This window comes from Sinorhizobium chiapasense (assembly GCF_036488675.1).
Classification (GTDB): domain Bacteria; phylum Pseudomonadota; class Alphaproteobacteria; order Rhizobiales; family Rhizobiaceae; genus Sinorhizobium; species Sinorhizobium chiapasense.
Genome location: NZ_CP133148.1, coordinates 1,254,337 through 1,268,312 on the forward strand (window position 1 = coordinate 1,254,337; position 13,976 = coordinate 1,268,312).

Annotated in this window: 20 protein-coding genes; 18 read left to right on the forward strand and 2 right to left on the reverse strand. The window is 60.5% G+C overall.

Features of this window, described 5'->3' with window-relative positions; translation table 11 throughout:
• Positions 1–29 precede the first annotated feature (29 nt).
• The 16 genes from rplN (at position 30) to rplQ (ending at position 9,334) form a co-directional block, all read left to right on the forward strand.
• Positions 30–398 carry a 50S ribosomal protein L14 gene (gene rplN / locus RB548_RS06010; protein WP_012707761.1) on the forward strand — a complete coding sequence of 123 codons (369 nt, stop codon included), beginning with the start codon at positions 30–32 and terminating at the stop codon, positions 396–398.
• A 14-nt stretch (positions 399–412) separates the two neighbouring features.
• The gene (gene rplX, locus RB548_RS06015) at positions 413–724 is read left to right on the forward strand and encodes a 50S ribosomal protein L24 (protein ID WP_331374076.1); all 312 of its coding nucleotides are present in this window, start codon (positions 413–415) and stop codon (positions 722–724) included.
• Positions 717–1,274: a 50S ribosomal protein L5 gene (gene rplE / locus RB548_RS06020; protein ID WP_331374077.1), complete on the forward strand. Its 558-nt coding sequence runs from the start codon at positions 717–719 to the stop codon at positions 1,272–1,274. The genes rplX and rplE overlap by 8 nt, the downstream gene beginning before the upstream one ends.
• A gap of 34 nt (positions 1,275–1,308) precedes the next feature.
• Entirely contained in the window at positions 1,309–1,614 is a 306-nt protein-coding gene (gene rpsN, locus RB548_RS06025; protein WP_153442056.1) for a 30S ribosomal protein S14, read from the forward strand.
• 12 nt (positions 1,615–1,626) lie between these two features.
• The gene (gene rpsH / locus RB548_RS06030; RefSeq protein ID WP_136504358.1) at positions 1,627–2,025 is read left to right on the forward strand and encodes a 30S ribosomal protein S8; all 399 of its coding nucleotides are present in this window, start codon (positions 1,627–1,629) and stop codon (positions 2,023–2,025) included.
• Between the two features lie 40 nt (positions 2,026–2,065).
• Positions 2,066–2,599, forward strand: coding sequence for a 50S ribosomal protein L6 (rplF, locus tag RB548_RS06035; RefSeq protein WP_153442055.1), 534 nt, complete (start codon positions 2,066–2,068; stop codon positions 2,597–2,599).
• A 12-nt stretch (positions 2,600–2,611) separates the two neighbouring features.
• On the forward strand, positions 2,612–2,974 hold the full coding sequence (gene rplR, locus RB548_RS06040; protein WP_136504360.1) for a 50S ribosomal protein L18: 363 nt from the start codon (positions 2,612–2,614) through the stop codon (positions 2,972–2,974).
• A 134-nt stretch (positions 2,975–3,108) separates the two neighbouring features.
• On the forward strand, positions 3,109–3,678 hold the full coding sequence (gene rpsE / locus RB548_RS06045; RefSeq protein WP_280659414.1) for a 30S ribosomal protein S5: 570 nt from the start codon (positions 3,109–3,111) through the stop codon (positions 3,676–3,678).
• 12 nt (positions 3,679–3,690) lie between these two features.
• On the forward strand, positions 3,691–3,894 hold the full coding sequence (rpmD, locus tag RB548_RS06050) for a 50S ribosomal protein L30 (RefSeq protein WP_026617379.1): 204 nt from the start codon (positions 3,691–3,693) through the stop codon (positions 3,892–3,894).
• A gap of 13 nt (positions 3,895–3,907) precedes the next feature.
• Positions 3,908–4,378, forward strand: a complete 471-nt coding sequence (gene rplO / locus RB548_RS06055; protein WP_331374078.1) for a 50S ribosomal protein L15 — start codon at positions 3,908–3,910, stop codon at positions 4,376–4,378.
• A 234-nt stretch (positions 4,379–4,612) separates the two neighbouring features.
• Entirely contained in the window at positions 4,613–5,953 is a 1,341-nt protein-coding gene (gene secY, locus RB548_RS06060) for a preprotein translocase subunit SecY (RefSeq protein WP_331374079.1), read from the forward strand.
• Positions 5,950–6,528 carry an adenylate kinase gene (locus RB548_RS06065; RefSeq protein ID WP_331374080.1) on the forward strand — a complete coding sequence of 193 codons (579 nt, stop codon included), beginning with the start codon at positions 5,950–5,952 and terminating at the stop codon, positions 6,526–6,528. The genes secY and RB548_RS06065 overlap by 4 nt, the downstream gene beginning before the upstream one ends.
• Before the next feature lie 233 nt (positions 6,529–6,761).
• Positions 6,762–7,130: a 30S ribosomal protein S13 gene (gene rpsM / locus RB548_RS06070; protein WP_136504365.1), complete on the forward strand. Its 369-nt coding sequence runs from the start codon at positions 6,762–6,764 to the stop codon at positions 7,128–7,130.
• A 230-nt stretch (positions 7,131–7,360) separates the two neighbouring features.
• On the forward strand, positions 7,361–7,750 hold the full coding sequence (gene rpsK, locus RB548_RS06075; protein ID WP_003536496.1) for a 30S ribosomal protein S11: 390 nt from the start codon (positions 7,361–7,363) through the stop codon (positions 7,748–7,750).
• A gap of 103 nt (positions 7,751–7,853) precedes the next feature.
• The gene (locus RB548_RS06080) at positions 7,854–8,864 is read left to right on the forward strand and encodes a DNA-directed RNA polymerase subunit alpha (RefSeq protein WP_180940848.1); all 1,011 of its coding nucleotides are present in this window, start codon (positions 7,854–7,856) and stop codon (positions 8,862–8,864) included.
• A 44-nt stretch (positions 8,865–8,908) separates the two neighbouring features.
• A complete protein-coding gene (gene rplQ / locus RB548_RS06085) occupies positions 8,909–9,334 on the forward strand; it encodes a 50S ribosomal protein L17 (protein WP_331374081.1) in 426 nt (141 codons plus the stop codon).
• A gap of 44 nt (positions 9,335–9,378) precedes the next feature.
• Here the strand turns inward: rplQ and msrQ are convergent, their stop codons facing one another.
• Positions 9,379–10,035 carry a protein-methionine-sulfoxide reductase heme-binding subunit MsrQ gene (gene msrQ / locus RB548_RS06090; RefSeq protein WP_331374082.1) on the reverse strand — a complete coding sequence of 219 codons (657 nt, stop codon included), beginning with the start codon at positions 10,033–10,035 and terminating at the stop codon, positions 9,379–9,381.
• A 2-nt stretch (positions 10,036–10,037) separates the two neighbouring features.
• Positions 10,038–10,979 carry a protein-methionine-sulfoxide reductase catalytic subunit MsrP gene (msrP, locus tag RB548_RS06095; RefSeq protein WP_331374083.1) on the reverse strand — a complete coding sequence of 314 codons (942 nt, stop codon included), beginning with the start codon at positions 10,977–10,979 and terminating at the stop codon, positions 10,038–10,040.
• A 184-nt stretch (positions 10,980–11,163) separates the two neighbouring features.
• On the opposite strand from msrP, the gene RB548_RS06100 reads away from it, so the two are divergent.
• Both RB548_RS06100 and RB548_RS06105 read left to right on the forward strand, forming a co-directional pair.
• Complete coding sequence (locus RB548_RS06100; protein WP_331374084.1) at positions 11,164–12,561, forward strand: DegQ family serine endoprotease; 1,398 nt, start codon at positions 11,164–11,166, stop codon at positions 12,559–12,561.
• Positions 12,558–13,868 (forward strand): replication-associated recombination protein A, encoded by a 1,311-nt coding sequence (locus RB548_RS06105; protein ID WP_331374085.1) that lies wholly within the window; start codon positions 12,558–12,560, stop codon positions 13,866–13,868. The genes RB548_RS06100 and RB548_RS06105 overlap by 4 nt, the downstream gene beginning before the upstream one ends.
• Positions 13,869–13,976 lie beyond the last annotated feature (108 nt).

Below are 13,976 nucleotides of genomic sequence, written 5' to 3' on the forward strand. Positions count from 1 at the left end.
GCCTGGTAACAACAAGAAGGCGACCTGACATGATTCAGATGCAAACAAACCTCGACGTGGCGGATAATTCCGGCGCACGTCGTGTCATGTGCATCAAGGTGCTGGGCGGCTCCAAGCGCAAGTATGCGTCGATCGGCGACATCATTGTCGTTTCGATCAAGGAAGCCATTCCCCGCGGCCGCGTGAAGAAGGGTGACGTCATGAAGGCTGTTGTCGTTCGCACTGCGAAGGACATCCGCCGTCCGGATGGCAGTGTCATCCGCTTCGACACCAACGCAGCCGTTCTTATCGATAACAAGAAAGAGCCGATCGGCACCCGTATCTTCGGACCGGTTCCGCGCGAACTCCGCGCCAAGAACCACATGAAGATCATCTCGCTGGCTCCGGAAGTACTCTAAGGGAGCGTTGAGAGATGCAGAAGATTCGCAAAGGCGACAAGGTTGTCGTTCTCACCGGTAAGGACAAGGGCCGTACCGGCGAAGTAATCCAGGTCATGCCGAAGGAAGACCGGGCTGTCGTGCGTGGCGTCAACATGGTGAAGCGTCACCAGCGCCAGACCCAGAGCCAGGAAGCGGGCATCATCAACAAGGAAGCCCCGATCCATCTTTCGAACATCGCGGTCGCCGATCCGAAGGACGGCAAGCCGACCCGCGTCGGCTTCAAGATCGACGGTGACAAGAAGGTCCGCGTGGCCAAGCGTTCGGGAGTAGTGATCGATGGCTAAGACCGCTTATGAGCCGCGGCTCAAGAAGGAATATGTAGAGCGCATCCGCAAGGCGATGCAGGAGAAGTTCTCCTACGCCAACGAAATGCAGATCCCGCGCCTCGACAAGATCGTCATCAACATGGGTGTTGGCGAGGCGACCGGCGACTCCAAGAAGCCGACCGTTGCTGCTGCCGACCTCGCTGCGATTGCTGGCCAGAAGCCGGTGGTCACCCGCGCTCGCAACTCCATCGCTGGCTTCAAGGTCCGCGAGGGCATGCCGATTGGCGCCAAGGTTACCCTGCGCGGCGTTCGGATGTATGAGTTCCTGGATCGTCTCGTGAACATCGCTCTTCCGCGTGTTCGCGACTTCCGTGGCCTCAATCCGAAGTCCTTCGATGGTCGTGGCAACTTCGCCATGGGCATCAAGGAGCACATTGTGTTCCCTGAGATCAACTACGACAAGGTTGATCAGATGTGGGGCATGGACATCATCGTTTGCACGACGGCAACTAACGACGACGAAGCTCGCGCTCTGCTCACAGAGTTCAACTTCCCGTTCCGTCAGTAATCCGTAACGACAAGCGTAAAGAAGGATAACTGTTATGGCGAAAACGAGCGCAGTCGAAAAGAATAAGCGCCGCCGCAAACTGGTTGCCGGGCAAGCGTCCAAGCGCGCTGCATTGAAGGCAATCATCATGAACCAGTCTCTGCCGATCGAAGAGCGGTTCAAGGCAACCCTCAAGCTGGCAGAACTGCCGCGTGATGGCTCCAAGACCCGCATCCGCAACCGCTGCGAAGTGACCGGCCGTCCGCGTGCCTACTATCGCAAACTTCGTATGTCGCGTATTGCGCTTCGCGAACTGGGCAACCTCGGCAAGGTGCCGGGCGTCGTCAAGTCGAGCTGGTAAGGAGACGGGCACATGGCAATGACTGATCCCTTGGGCGATATGCTCACCCGTATCCGCAACGGCGCCGCGCGCCGCAAGTCCAGCGTTTCGACGCCGGCTTCCAAGCTCCGCGCACGCGTTCTGGATGTCCTTCAGGCTGAAGGCTACATCCGCGGATACTCCGAAGTCGAATTCGGCAACGGCAAGTCCGAGCTGAACATCGAACTGAAATACTACGAAGGCTCGTCCGTGATCCGCGAGATCGCACGCGTCTCCAAGCCGGGCCGCCGGGTCTATGTCTCGGTCAAGTCCATTCCGCAGGTCGCGAACGGCCTCGGCATCACCATCCTTTCGACCCCGAAGGGCGTGATGGCCGATCATCAGGCACGCGAACAGAATGTTGGTGGCGAGGTTCTTTGCTCGGTCTTCTAAGGCCGGGCAGGATCTCCATAGCGAACAGACAGGTATAAAAATGTCTCGTATCGGTAAGAAACCCGTTCAAGTTCCGGCAGGCGTCACGGCTAGCGTTGATGGCCAGAAGGTAACGGCGAAGGGTCCGAAGGGCGAACTGTTCTTCGTCGCAAACGACGAAGTCTCGGTAAAGCTCGAAAACAACACGGTTGTCGTTCAGCCGCTCAATGAGAGCAAGGATGCTCGTTCGAAGTGGGGCATGTCCCGCACGATGATCGAGAACATCTTCAAGGGCGTGAAGGACGGCTACGAGCGCAAGCTCGAGATCAACGGCGTCGGCTACCGCGCATCGATGCAGGGCAAGAACCTGCAGCTGGCGCTCGGCTTCAGCCACGACGTGGTCTACCAGACTCCGGAAGGCATCACGATCGCTGTGCCGAAGCCGACGGAAATCGTCGTCACCGGCATCAACAAGCAGCAGGTCGGCCAGGTTGCAGCGGAAATCCGCGAATACCGCGGCCCCGAGCCCTACAAGGGCAAGGGCGTCAAGTATGCCGAAGAGCGGATTGTCCGCAAAGAAGGCAAGAAGAAGTAAGGATCACGCGAAATGGCTAGCAGGAAAGATACTCTTGTGCGTCGCGCCAGCCGCGTGCGCCGTCAAATCAAGGCGGTCGCCAATGGCCGCCCGCGCCTGTCGGTTCATCGCTCGTCGAAGAACATCTATGCGCAGATCATCGATGATGTTGCCGGCAAGACGCTTGCTTCCGCATCGACCCTCGACACGGATCTGCGGTCTTCGCTGAAGACCGGCGCTGACACCGCAGCCGCTACGGCTGTCGGCAAGCTCCTCGCAGAGCGTGCATCCAAGGCGGGCGTCAAGGACGTTGTCTTTGACCGCGGCGCCTTCATCTACCACGGCCGCATCAAGGCGCTGGCCGAGGCAGCTCGCGAAGGCGGCCTGAACTTCTAACGTTCACCGCCCGAGCCGCAACGCTCGGGCGGAAACCGGCTTCGTAATACCCCCGGCCGCTTCGATTTCGAAGGAAGTGAAGCGGCCTTCGTCAATCTGCCGATTGCACCCGGAAAAGAAAAAGGAAAAGGACAATGGCACAAGAAAGAAGAGGCTCTCGCGAAGATCGCCAGAGCCGCGAAGAGCGCGACAGCGAATTTGTCGATAAGCTCGTCGCTATCAACCGCGTCGCCAAGGTGGTGAAGGGCGGTCGTCGTTTCGGTTTCGCAGCTCTCGTCGTCGTCGGCGACCAGAAGGGCCGCGTTGGCTTCGGTCATGGCAAGGCGCGCGAAGTGCCGGAAGCCATCCGCAAGGCAACGGAAGCCGCCAAGCGCGACCTGATCTTCGTCCCGCTGCGTGGTGGCCGCACATTGCATCACGACGTCCATGGCCGTCACGGCGCCGGCAAGGTGCTGCTGCGCTCGGCTAAAGCCGGTACCGGTATCATCGCCGGTGGTCCGATGCGCGCCGTCTTTGAAACGCTCGGCGTTCACGACGTCGTCGCCAAGTCGACCGGTTCGTCGAACCCTTACAACATGGTTCGCGCGACGTTCGACGCGCTCAAGAACCAGATGCACCCGAAGGACATCGCGGCACAGCGCGGCATGAAGTACGCCACGCTCCAGGCTCGCCGCGTTTCCGCCGGCGTTGCTTCCGAAGAATAAGGGAGCTGACTGATGGCTAAGAAAGAAGTTGCCAAGAAGACGGTTACCGTCGAGCAGATCGGTAGCCCCATTCGCCGTCCGGCCGTACAGCGTCAGACGCTCATCGGCCTGGGCCTCAACAAGATGCACCGGGTTCGCACGCTGGAAGACACTCCGGCCGTTCGCGGCATGATCCGGGCCGTCCAGCACCTCGTTCGCGTCGTCGACGAGAAGTGAGGGGGATCCAGAAATGAAACTGAATGAAATCAAGGACAACGAAGGCGCGACCAAGAACCGCAAGCGTCTTGGCCGTGGTATCGGTTCCGGCTCCGGCAAGACTGCCGGCCGCGGTGTGAAGGGTCAGAAGGCTCGTTCGGGCGTTGCCATCAACGGCTTCGAAGGCGGCCAGATGCCGATCTACCGTCGTCTGCCGAAGCGCGGCTTCAACAACATCTTCGCTTCGGAGTTCGTTGTCGTGTCGCTGGGCCGCATCCAGGCTGCCGTCGATGCCAAGAAGCTCGACGCGTCGAAGACCGTCGATGCTGCTGCGCTCAAGGCTGCCGGGGTTATCCGCCGCGAGAAGGACGGCGTTCGCGTTCTCGCTGATGGCGAACTGAAGGCGAAGGTCTCGCTCGAAGTTGCCGGCGCGTCCAAGTCGGCAATCGAGAAGATCGAAAAGGCCGGTGGTTCGGTCAAGCTGCTTGCAGCAGCCGCAGAATAATGTGACTGATGAACCGCCCGGGGTGCTTCACTCCGGGCGGTTTTGCTCCCATATGTGAGCCTCACGTCCGAGGCGGCGAATCGCTCGCTGTATCGGACATAACGGAAACCACGGTGAGGCATCCGATTGCAGCGACAATCGCCTCGCGTCCGGTTTTCAAGAACGAAGACTTTCTTTTTCCGGAACTGACCGGGTTTTCCCGCTGATTCCGAAATTTGGTACGCGGAGAATCGCATGGCTTCTGCAGCGGAACAGCTTGCCTCGAACCTGAATTTTTCGACTTTCGCCAAGGCGGAGGATCTGAAAAAGCGTCTTTGGTTCACTCTTGGCGCGCTACTGGTTTATCGCCTTGGCACCTATATCCCGCTGCCCGGCCTCAACCCGGATGCGTTCGCGCAGGCCTTCCAGGGCCAGAGCGGTGGTATTCTCGGCCTCTTCAACATGTTCTCGGGCGGCGCGGTTGAACGCATGGCGATCTTCGCGCTCGGCATCATGCCCTACATTTCCGCTTCGATCATCGTGCAGCTCATGACTTCGGTCGTGCCGGCGCTCGAGCAACTGAAGAAGGAAGGTGAGCAGGGCCGCAAGATCATCAACCAGTACACCCGTTATGGCACGGTGCTGCTCGGCGCGATGCAGGCCTACGGCATTGCCATTGGCCTAGAGAGCGGCAGCGGTCTGGTCATCGATCCAGGCTGGTTCTTCCGCATTTCCACCGTGATCTCGCTGCTCGGCGGCACCATGTTCCTGATGTGGCTCGGCGAACAGATCACCTCGCGCGGCATTGGCAACGGCATCTCGCTGATCATCTTTGCCGGTATTGTTGCAGCGCTGCCGTCGGCGCTGGCCGGCACACTCGAACTCGGCCGCACCGGCGCCCTTTCGACACCGCTTATTCTCGCGATCATCGTCATGGTCGTGGCTGTGATTGCGCTGATCGTCTTTGTCGAGCGCGCCCAGCGCCGCTTGCTGATCCAGTACCCGAAGCGCCAGGTGGGCAACCGGATGTTCCAGGGCGATACGTCGCACCTGCCGCTGAAGCTCAACACGTCGGGCGTCATTCCGGCGATCTTTGCGTCTTCGCTGCTTCTCTTGCCGGCGACCCTGGCTGGCTTCGCCAACGCTGCCACGCTGCCCGGATGGGCGACGGCGATCGTCAGCGCGCTCGGTCACGGCCAGCCGCTCTACATGCTGTTCTACGGCGGCATGATTGCCTTCTTCGCCTTCTTCTACACCGCGATCGTGTTCAATCCGAAGGACACGGCGGACAATCTGAAGAAGCACGGCGGCTTTATTCCGGGTATTCGCCCGGGCGAACGGACGGCGGAATACATTGACTTCGTGCTGACCCGCATCACGGTGATCGGCGCGATCTACCTGATCTTCGTATGCATCCTGCCCGAAATCCTCATCTCGCAGACCGGCGTGCCGTTCTACCTTGGTGGTACGTCGCTTTTGATTGTTGTCAGCGTGACCCTTGATACGGTAGCACAGATCCAGGGTCACCTCATTGCTCAGCAATATGAGGGGCTGATCAAGAAGTCGAAGCTGCGCGGAGGAAAGAGGGGACGATGAGATTGATTTTTTTGGGACCGCCGGGCGCTGGCAAGGGGACACAGGCCAAGCTTCTGACGGAGAGATACGGCATCCCGCAGCTTTCCACAGGTGACATGCTGCGGGCGGCCGTGGCTCAGGCGACCGAAGTGGGCAAGCGGGCGAAGGCTGTCATGGATGCCGGCCAGCTCGTTTCCGACGAGATCGTCAATGAAATCGTCTCTGACCGGATCGACGCGCCGGACTGCGCCAAGGGGTTTATCCTCGACGGCTATCCGCGCACCGTGCCGCAAGCCGTGGCGCTTGACCGGATGCTCGAAAGCAAGGGCCTGAAGCTCGATGCCGTCATCGAGCTGAAAGTCGACGAGGCAGCTCTTGTGCGGCGGATGGAGAATCGCGTAGCGGAAACCGTCGCGGCCGGCGGCACTGTTCGCTCCGACGACAATCCGGAAGCCTTCAAGTGTCGCCTGACGGAATATCGCGAGAAGACGGCGCCATTGTCGGAATACTATGCCGGTACCGGTCAATTGAAGACTGTGGACGGCATGGCCGACGTGAATACGGTCACCGCCGAAATCGAGAAGATTCTGGCTTAGACATTCGTCTTTGCCAAAATGGAACCGCCGGGGGAGTTGACTTTTCCGGCCGATTCCTCCAAAGACAGCGTCAACTCGCGACATGAGAAGCGATCGGCGCGGTCTTCAAAGCAATGAAGTCCGGGTACGGTCGTTTTTGACGTGTCTCGAACCTCAATTAACGTGCGGCTCTTCGAGGTCGCGTAACGAAGCACCTATTGCCGGATGGCAACTGGAACGCAAGGAGAATAGACGTGGCACGTATCGCTGGCGTCAACATCCCGACGGCAAAGCGCGTCGTCATCGCGCTGACCTACATTCACGGGATCGGCCCGAAATTCGCGCAGGAAATCATCGAAAAGGTCGGCATCCCGTCTGACCGTCGCGTACACCAGCTGACGGACGCTGAAGTTCTTCAGATCCGCGAAACGATCGACCGCGATTACCAGGTCGAAGGTGACCTGCGTCGCGAAACCGCGATGAACATCAAGCGCCTGATGGACCTCGGCTGCTACCGTGGCCTTCGCCATCGTCGTGGTCTGCCGGTGCGCGGTCAGCGCACGCACACCAACGCCCGCACCCGCAAGGGTCCGGCAAAGGCGATCGCCGGCAAGAAGAAGTAATTTCCCGAAAAGGGAAAGCGGGAGGCTGGCGTCGTGCGCCGGCCTCCTTTTTCAGTTTGGGAAGGCGATTTCGCCTGACTGTTGCGGACCGGGATCGGTACCGCGAAATCTCCGCCGGGCCGGCGCGCTGGCTCGGCAAGAAGTGAAGATGCAGGGCAGGGGACGAACAATCCTTTTCCCGGTGGAGCCGCTGGAATTACGGCGGTGCAGAGATCTAAGAAAGGGATCCAATGGCCAAGGAAGCCACCCGCGTTCGCCGCCGCGAGCGCAAGAACATCACGTCTGGCGTCGCACACGTCAATTCGTCGTTCAACAACACGATGATCACCATCACCGACGCGCAGGGCAACGCAATCGCCTGGTCGTCCGCCGGTGCAAAAGGTTTCAAGGGTTCGCGTAAGTCGACCCCGTTTGCCGCTCAGATCGCCGCTGAAGACTGCGCCAAGAAGGCCCAGGAACACGGCATGAAGTCGCTGGAAGTGGAAGTTTGCGGTCCGGGTTCGGGTCGTGAATCCGCACTTCGCGCGCTGCAGGCTGCGGGCTTCATGATCACCTCGATCCGCGATGTGACCCCGATCCCGCACAACGGCTGCCGCCCGCGCAAGAAGCGTCGCGTCTGATCATATGCATTCAACATCCCGGTGAGAGCGTCCAGGCGCTCTCCCGGTCTTCGGGGCTCGGTTGTCACGATTGGATGGTGGCAACGAACGGAAGGCAGAAAACATGATCCAGAAAAATTGGCAGGAATTGATCAAGCCGAACAAGGTGGAGTTCGCCTCCTCCGGCCGCACCAGGGCAACGCTGGTCGCGGAGCCGCTTGAACGCGGCTTTGGCCTGACGCTCGGCAACGCGCTTCGCCGCGTGCTCTTGTCGTCGCTGCGCGGTGCTGCCGTCACCGCAGTGCAGATCGACGGCGTGCTGCACGAGTTCTCCTCTATCCCGGGCGTCCGGGAAGACGTGACGGACATCGTGCTCAACATCAAGGAAATCGCCATCAAGATGGATGGCGACGACGCAAAGCGCATGGTCGTGCGCAAGCAGGGCCCGGGCGTTGTAACGGCCGGTGACATCCAGACGGTTGGCGACATCGAAATCCTCAACCCGAACCATGTGATCTGCACGCTCGACGAGGGCGCCGAGATCCGTATGGAGTTCACCGTCAACAACGGCAAGGGCTACGTGCCGGCTGACCGTAACCGCTCGGAAGATGCGCCGATCGGCCTCATTCCGGTCGACAGCCTGTACTCGCCGGTCAAGAAGGTCTCCTACAAGGTGGAAAACACCCGTGAAGGCCAGGTTCTCGACTATGACAAGCTGACGATGTCCATCGAAACGGATGGCTCTGTCACCGGTGAAGATGCGATCGCCTTTGCGGCCCGCATCCTTCAGGACCAGCTGTCGGTTTTCGTCAACTTCGACGAGCCGCAGAAGGAAGCAGAGGAAGAGGCAGTCACCGAACTCGCCTTCAACCCGGCGCTTCTCAAGAAGGTCGACGAACTGGAGCTTTCCGTCCGTTCGGCCAACTGCCTGAAGAACGACAACATCGTCTATATCGGCGACCTCATTCAGAAGACCGAAGCAGAAATGCTCCGAACGCCGAATTTTGGTCGCAAGTCGCTCAACGAAATCAAGGAAGTTCTCGCTTCCATGGGCCTGCACCTCGGCATGGAAGTGCCGTCCTGGCCGCCTGAGAACATCGAAGATCTCGCCAAGCGTTACGAAGACCAATACTAACCATTAGACTGCGGGCGGATGCCTGCAAGTGAAGGAGAATAGCCATGCGCCACGGTAAAGCCGGCCGCAAGCTGAATAGAACCGCCAGCCACCGCAAGGCGATGTTTGCCAATATGGCAGCTTCGCTGATCGAACATGAGCAGATCGTGACGACCCTGCCGAAGGCAAAGGAAATCCGCCCGATCGTTGAAAAGCTTGTCACGCTCGGCAAGCGCGGCGACCTGCATGCCCGCCGTCAGGCGATCTCGCAGATCCGCGACGTTGCCGTTGTCTCGAAGCTGTTCGACACGATTGCGTCGCGTTATGCCACCCGCAACGGCGGCTACCTGCGCATCATGAAGGCAGGCTTCCGTCACGGCGACAACGCCGCGCTCGCTGTCATCGAGTTCGTTGATCGCGATGTCGATGCCAAGGGTGCAAAGGACCGCGTTCGCGTTGCAGCCGAAGCTGAGGCAGCCGAAGCAGCCTGATCGGCAATACAAGCGATCAAAAAGTTGGAGCGGCCGGGTGATCGTCACCCGGCCGCTTTTTCCATTGCGGGACGTGCCGGAACAGCCTGCCGGCGCCTCCAACGAAGGAGGCGCGTTCGAACCGCCCTCCAGGCAAGCAGCACCGCAACGAGGCTGAGATAAAGCATCTGCTCCGGCCCTACGACCTTCACAGCCATAGCGAAATGAAGAGCGCCGGCGGCCGCGATCACATAGACGAGCCGATGAAGTTTGTTCCATCGCTGCCCGAACCGACGGATCGACCAGTTGTTCGACGTGGCCGCAAGGGGAAGCAACATGACGAGCGCGGCCATCCCGATGGTTATGAAGGGCCGGCGGGCGATATCGGCGATGATCGGCTGGATGCGCAGCGTCTGGTCCAGCACCATATAGGCCAGGAAGTGCATCAGCACGTAGTAGAAGGCGAGCAGGCCGAGGGCGCGGCGGTATCTCAGCCAGTTTATTCCGAAAAGGTCGCGGATCGGCGTGATCGTCAGCGTCGCGACGAGGAAACGCAGCGCCCAAAGGCCAAGAAAGTGCTCGAACTCCTTGACGGCGTTGCCGGGGAGTTGTCCGGTTGCGCCGAGGTAGAAGGCCGATATTGCCGGGCAGAAGCCGAGCGCATAGAGCACCCAGACAGAAGGGCCATGGAAGCGTTTCGGCAAAGCGGGGAGGGCGGCCATCGTCAGAAATTCGCCTTGAGGTCCATGCCGGCATAAAGGCCGGCGACTTCGTCTCCATAACCGTTGAAGGCGAGCGTATCGCGTCGGTTGGCGCCGAAGAAGCCGCCCTCGCCGATGCGGTTCTCCGTCGCCTGGCTCCAGCGCGGGTGATCGACAGCAGGGTTCACATTGGCATAGAAGCCATATTCGTTCGGTGCAGCGAGGTTCCAGGTGCAAGGCGGGGGCGTCTCGGTCAGCGAGATTCGCACGATCGATTTGATGCCCTTGAAGCCGTATTTCCAAGGCACCACCAGCCGAATCGGCGCCCCATTCTGGTTCGGCAGCGTCTTGCCGTAGAGGCCGACCGAAAGGATCGTCAGCGGGTGTCGCGCCTCGTCCAGCCTCAGGCCTTCGCGGTAGGGCCATTCCAGCGGCTGAAAATAGCCAGCCTGGCCGGGCATTTCTTCCGGCCTCACGACGGTCTCGAAGGCGACATATTTGGCGCTTCCGAGCGGCTCGACCTTGTCGAGAAGGGTCGCCAGCGGAAAGCCTATCCACGGGATGACCATGGACCAGGCTTCGACGCAGCGCATGCGATAGATCCGCTCTTCGAGCGGGAAGGCCAGAAGTTCCTCGAGCCCGAATTCCTTCGGTTTGCCGACCAAGCCGTCGACCTTTACCGTCCAGGGTGAAGGCTTGAAGCTTGCTGAATTGGCGGAGGGATCGCCTTTGCCTGTGCCGAATTCGTAGTAGTTGTTGTAGCTCGTCGCGTCTTCTTCGGACGTCGTGGCGTCGTCGAGCTTATAGGGGCTCGTCGCTGCCTTGAGGGCGGCCGCATGAGCGGCCGCCGCTCCGCCTAAAACCACGCCGCCGATCGCCGTCGCCAGAAACGTTCGTCGATTGAGGAAGAAGCGTTCGGGGGTGATCTCGGACGCAGCGATACGCGGCGGGCGGTAGGCGGGCATGGAACCTCCTCGGTGAAGATCGGCGTTTATGAGCGATCAGATGAGCAAAGTTTCAATCACTGGAAAAGGTGCGGGAAACCACGTTTTCGTGTGTCGTCCGTGAGCGTTAGCCTGTTCGGCCGTTTGCCTTTTTTCTTGCGAAATCCTATCTGATCGTAGCGGCAACGAAAGGGAGAAATGATACATGATCTTTGGCCGTCGAGCACTGGTGACACTTGTCCTTGCCGCTGCAATGTCCGTCCCTGCGGTTGCGCAGGACGCCAGGGCCGTGCCCGAATCCCGCGCCGAGATGCAGCTTTCCTTTGCGCCGTTGGTCAAGCAGACGGCGAATGCCGTGGTTAACGTTTATGCCGAGCGGGCCGTCGAGCGGCGATCGATTTTTGCCGGAGATCCCTTCTTCGAGGAGTTCTTCGGCCAACGCATGCCGAACAGGACCGAAAAGCAGTCGTCGCTCGGCTCCGGCGTGATCGTCGGCCGGAACGGCGTCGTGGTCACGAACAATCACGTTATCGAAGGGGCAGACGACATCAAGGTCGCGCTTGCCGACGGTCGCGAGCTCCCCTGCAAGATCATGCTCAAGGATGACCGCGTGGACCTTGCCGTCCTGAAGATCCAGTCGGACGGCCCGTTCGACATCATTCCGATCGGCGATTCCGATGCCGTCGAGGTAGGCGATCTGGTGCTGGCGATGGGCAATCCCTTTGGCGTCGGCCAAACCGTGACAAGCGGCATCGTCTCGGCGCTTGCCCGCAACCAGATCACGTCCGGTGATTTCGGCTTCTTCATCCAGACGGACGCCGCCATCAACCCCGGCAATTCCGGCGGCGGCCTGATCGACATGAACGGGCAGCTGATCGGCATCAATACCGCGATCTTTTCGAGGGGGGGCGGCTCCAACGGCGTTGGCTTCGCGATACCCGCCAATCTGGTCAAGGCCTTTGTCGCCTCCGCGGAGGGCGGCGGCGGCTCGTTCATCCGTCCCTTCATCGGCGCCACCTTCGAACCGGTCACGTCTGAGGTGGCGGAGGCGCTCGGCCTTGACCGGGCGCGTGGCGCATTGGTGACGGCCGTCGCCGCTGACGGCCCGGCCGCAGCCGCCGGCATGAAGCCGGGTCAGGTTGTTACCGCAGTCAACGGCATTTCCGTCGAACACCCGGACGCGCTCGGCTATCGTCTGACGACCGTCGGCATCGGTCATGAAGCCCGTGTGACGATCTCTGAAAATGGAGAGACGCGCGACGTCGTCCTCAAGCTCGAGCAGGCACCGGAGACTTCGCCGCGTGACGAGCGGCTGATCGAAGGGCGCAATCCGTTCGCCGGTGCTGTCGTGGCAAATCTTTCCCCGCGGCTCGCCGAAGAGTTGCGCATGCCGACTTCGCTCAGAGGTGTTGTCGTGACCGAGATCAACCGAGGCTCGCCCGCAGCCCGCATCGGCCTCGAGCCGAAGGACATTGTCCGGTCGGTCAACGGAACGGAGATCGATACGTCGAAGACGCTCGAGAGCGTCACGGCCGAAGACGCATCCTTGTGGCGAGTCGAGATCGAGCGCGACGGCCAGACCATTCGGCAGTTCTTCAAATGAGCGACCTCTTCTCTCCAGTTGAACCACCGGAAATGGCATCGGCGAGGCCGCTTGCCGATCGACTGCGGCCGCGCACGCTCGCCGAAGTCACGGGGCAGGAGCACCTGACCGGCGAGGATGGTGCTCTCACACGCATGATAGCGTCCGGTTCACTGGGGTCGATGATCTTTTGGGGGCCGCCAGGGACCGGCAAGACGACCGTCGCCCGCCTGCTCTCCGGAGAGGCAGGCCTCGCCTTCGAGCAGATCTCGGCGATCTTCTCCGGCGTCGCGGATCTCAAGAAAGTGTTCGATTCTGCGCGTGCGAGACGGATGTCGGGCCGCCAGACGCTGCTGTTCGTGGACGAGATCCATCGCTTCAATCGCGCCCAGCAGGATAGCTTCCTGCCGGTCATGGAAGACGGAACGGTGATCCTCGTCGGCGCGACGACCGAGAACCCGTCTTTCGAGCTCAATGCCGCGCTCCTGTCACGGGCGCGTGTCTTGACCTTCAAGCCGCTTGACGAGGCGAGCCTGGAGGAGCTCCTGCGACGCGCCGAGCAGGCGGTGGGCAAACCTCTGCCGCTTGACGAGGATGCCCGCGCCAGTCTCCTCCGCATGGCAGACGGCGACGGGCGTGCGGTGCTGACGCTCGCCGAGGAAGTCTGGCGCGCCGCGCGTCGGGATGAAATCTTCGACGCCAATGCCCTGCAGAACATCGTCCAGCGTCGCGCGCCCGTTTACGACAAGGGGCAGGATGGGCACTACAATCTGATCTCGGCGCTCCATAAATCCGTTCGCGGCTCGGATCCGGATGCCGCGCTTTATTATCTCTGCCGCATGTTCGATGCCGGTGAGGACCCGCTTTATATCGGCAGGCGACTGGTGCGCATGGCCGTCGAAGACATCGGTCTAGCCGACCCCCAGGCACTGGTGATCTGCAACGCAGCCAAGGATGCCTATGACTATCTCGGCTCACCGGAAGGAGAGCTTGCTCTGGCCGAAGCCTGTGTCTATGTCGCGACGGCGCCGAAGTCGAACGCGGTCTACACGGCCTACAAGTCGGCGATGCGCGCGGCGAAGGAAAATGGCTCGCTGCTTCCTCCGAAACATATCCTGAACGCTCCGACAAAGCTCATGAAGGGCGAGGGCTACGGCGAGGGGTATCGTTACGACCACGACGAGCCCGACGCATTTTCGGGGCAGGATTATTTTCCGGAGAAGATGGGCCGAAGGACCTTCTACGATCCACCTGAGCGCGGCTTCGAACGCGAGCTGCGCAAGCGGCTTGAATGGTGGGCGAAACTTCGGCGCGAGCGAAACTCTTGAGAGCAATCCCAGAAAAAGTGTGTAGCGGTTTTCCGTCCGGAATTGCGTAGCTTCAAAGAGTTGGGTCCTTTCACTTAATGAAACGATGAAATGATCCAAGGAGAGATT

What these genes read in the sequence shown, in the direction of transcription:
- rplN (WP_012707761.1), top strand. Translation starts at nt 30, where the DNA reads ATGATTCAGATGCAAACAAACCTCGACGTGGCGGATAATTCCGGCGCA.
- rplX (WP_331374076.1), top strand. Translation starts at nt 413, where the DNA reads ATGCAGAAGATTCGCAAAGGCGACAAGGTTGTCGTTCTCACCGGTAAG.
- rplE (WP_331374077.1), top strand. Translation starts at nt 717, where the DNA reads ATGGCTAAGACCGCTTATGAGCCGCGGCTCAAGAAGGAATATGTAGAG.
- rpsN (WP_153442056.1), top strand. Translation starts at nt 1,309, where the DNA reads ATGGCGAAAACGAGCGCAGTCGAAAAGAATAAGCGCCGCCGCAAACTG.
- rpsH (WP_136504358.1), top strand. Translation starts at nt 1,627, where the DNA reads ATGGCAATGACTGATCCCTTGGGCGATATGCTCACCCGTATCCGCAAC.
- rplF (WP_153442055.1), top strand. Translation starts at nt 2,066, where the DNA reads ATGTCTCGTATCGGTAAGAAACCCGTTCAAGTTCCGGCAGGCGTCACG.
- rplR (WP_136504360.1), top strand. Translation starts at nt 2,612, where the DNA reads ATGGCTAGCAGGAAAGATACTCTTGTGCGTCGCGCCAGCCGCGTGCGC.
- rpsE (WP_280659414.1), top strand. Translation starts at nt 3,109, where the DNA reads ATGGCACAAGAAAGAAGAGGCTCTCGCGAAGATCGCCAGAGCCGCGAA.
- rpmD (WP_026617379.1), top strand. Translation starts at nt 3,691, where the DNA reads ATGGCTAAGAAAGAAGTTGCCAAGAAGACGGTTACCGTCGAGCAGATC.
- rplO (WP_331374078.1), top strand. Translation starts at nt 3,908, where the DNA reads ATGAAACTGAATGAAATCAAGGACAACGAAGGCGCGACCAAGAACCGC.
- secY (WP_331374079.1), top strand. Translation starts at nt 4,613, where the DNA reads ATGGCTTCTGCAGCGGAACAGCTTGCCTCGAACCTGAATTTTTCGACT.
- RB548_RS06065 (WP_331374080.1), top strand. Translation starts at nt 5,950, where the DNA reads ATGAGATTGATTTTTTTGGGACCGCCGGGCGCTGGCAAGGGGACACAG.
- rpsK (WP_003536496.1), top strand. Translation starts at nt 7,361, where the DNA reads ATGGCCAAGGAAGCCACCCGCGTTCGCCGCCGCGAGCGCAAGAACATC.
- RB548_RS06080 (WP_180940848.1), top strand. Translation starts at nt 7,854, where the DNA reads ATGATCCAGAAAAATTGGCAGGAATTGATCAAGCCGAACAAGGTGGAG.
- rplQ (WP_331374081.1), top strand. Translation starts at nt 8,909, where the DNA reads ATGCGCCACGGTAAAGCCGGCCGCAAGCTGAATAGAACCGCCAGCCAC.
- msrQ (WP_331374082.1), bottom strand. Translation starts at nt 10,035, where the DNA reads ATGGCCGCCCTCCCCGCTTTGCCGAAACGCTTCCATGGCCCTTCTGTC.
- msrP (WP_331374083.1), bottom strand. Translation starts at nt 10,979, where the DNA reads ATGCCCGCCTACCGCCCGCCGCGTATCGCTGCGTCCGAGATCACCCCC.
- RB548_RS06100 (WP_331374084.1), top strand. Translation starts at nt 11,164, where the DNA reads ATGATCTTTGGCCGTCGAGCACTGGTGACACTTGTCCTTGCCGCTGCA.
- RB548_RS06105 (WP_331374085.1), top strand. Translation starts at nt 12,558, where the DNA reads ATGAGCGACCTCTTCTCTCCAGTTGAACCACCGGAAATGGCATCGGCG.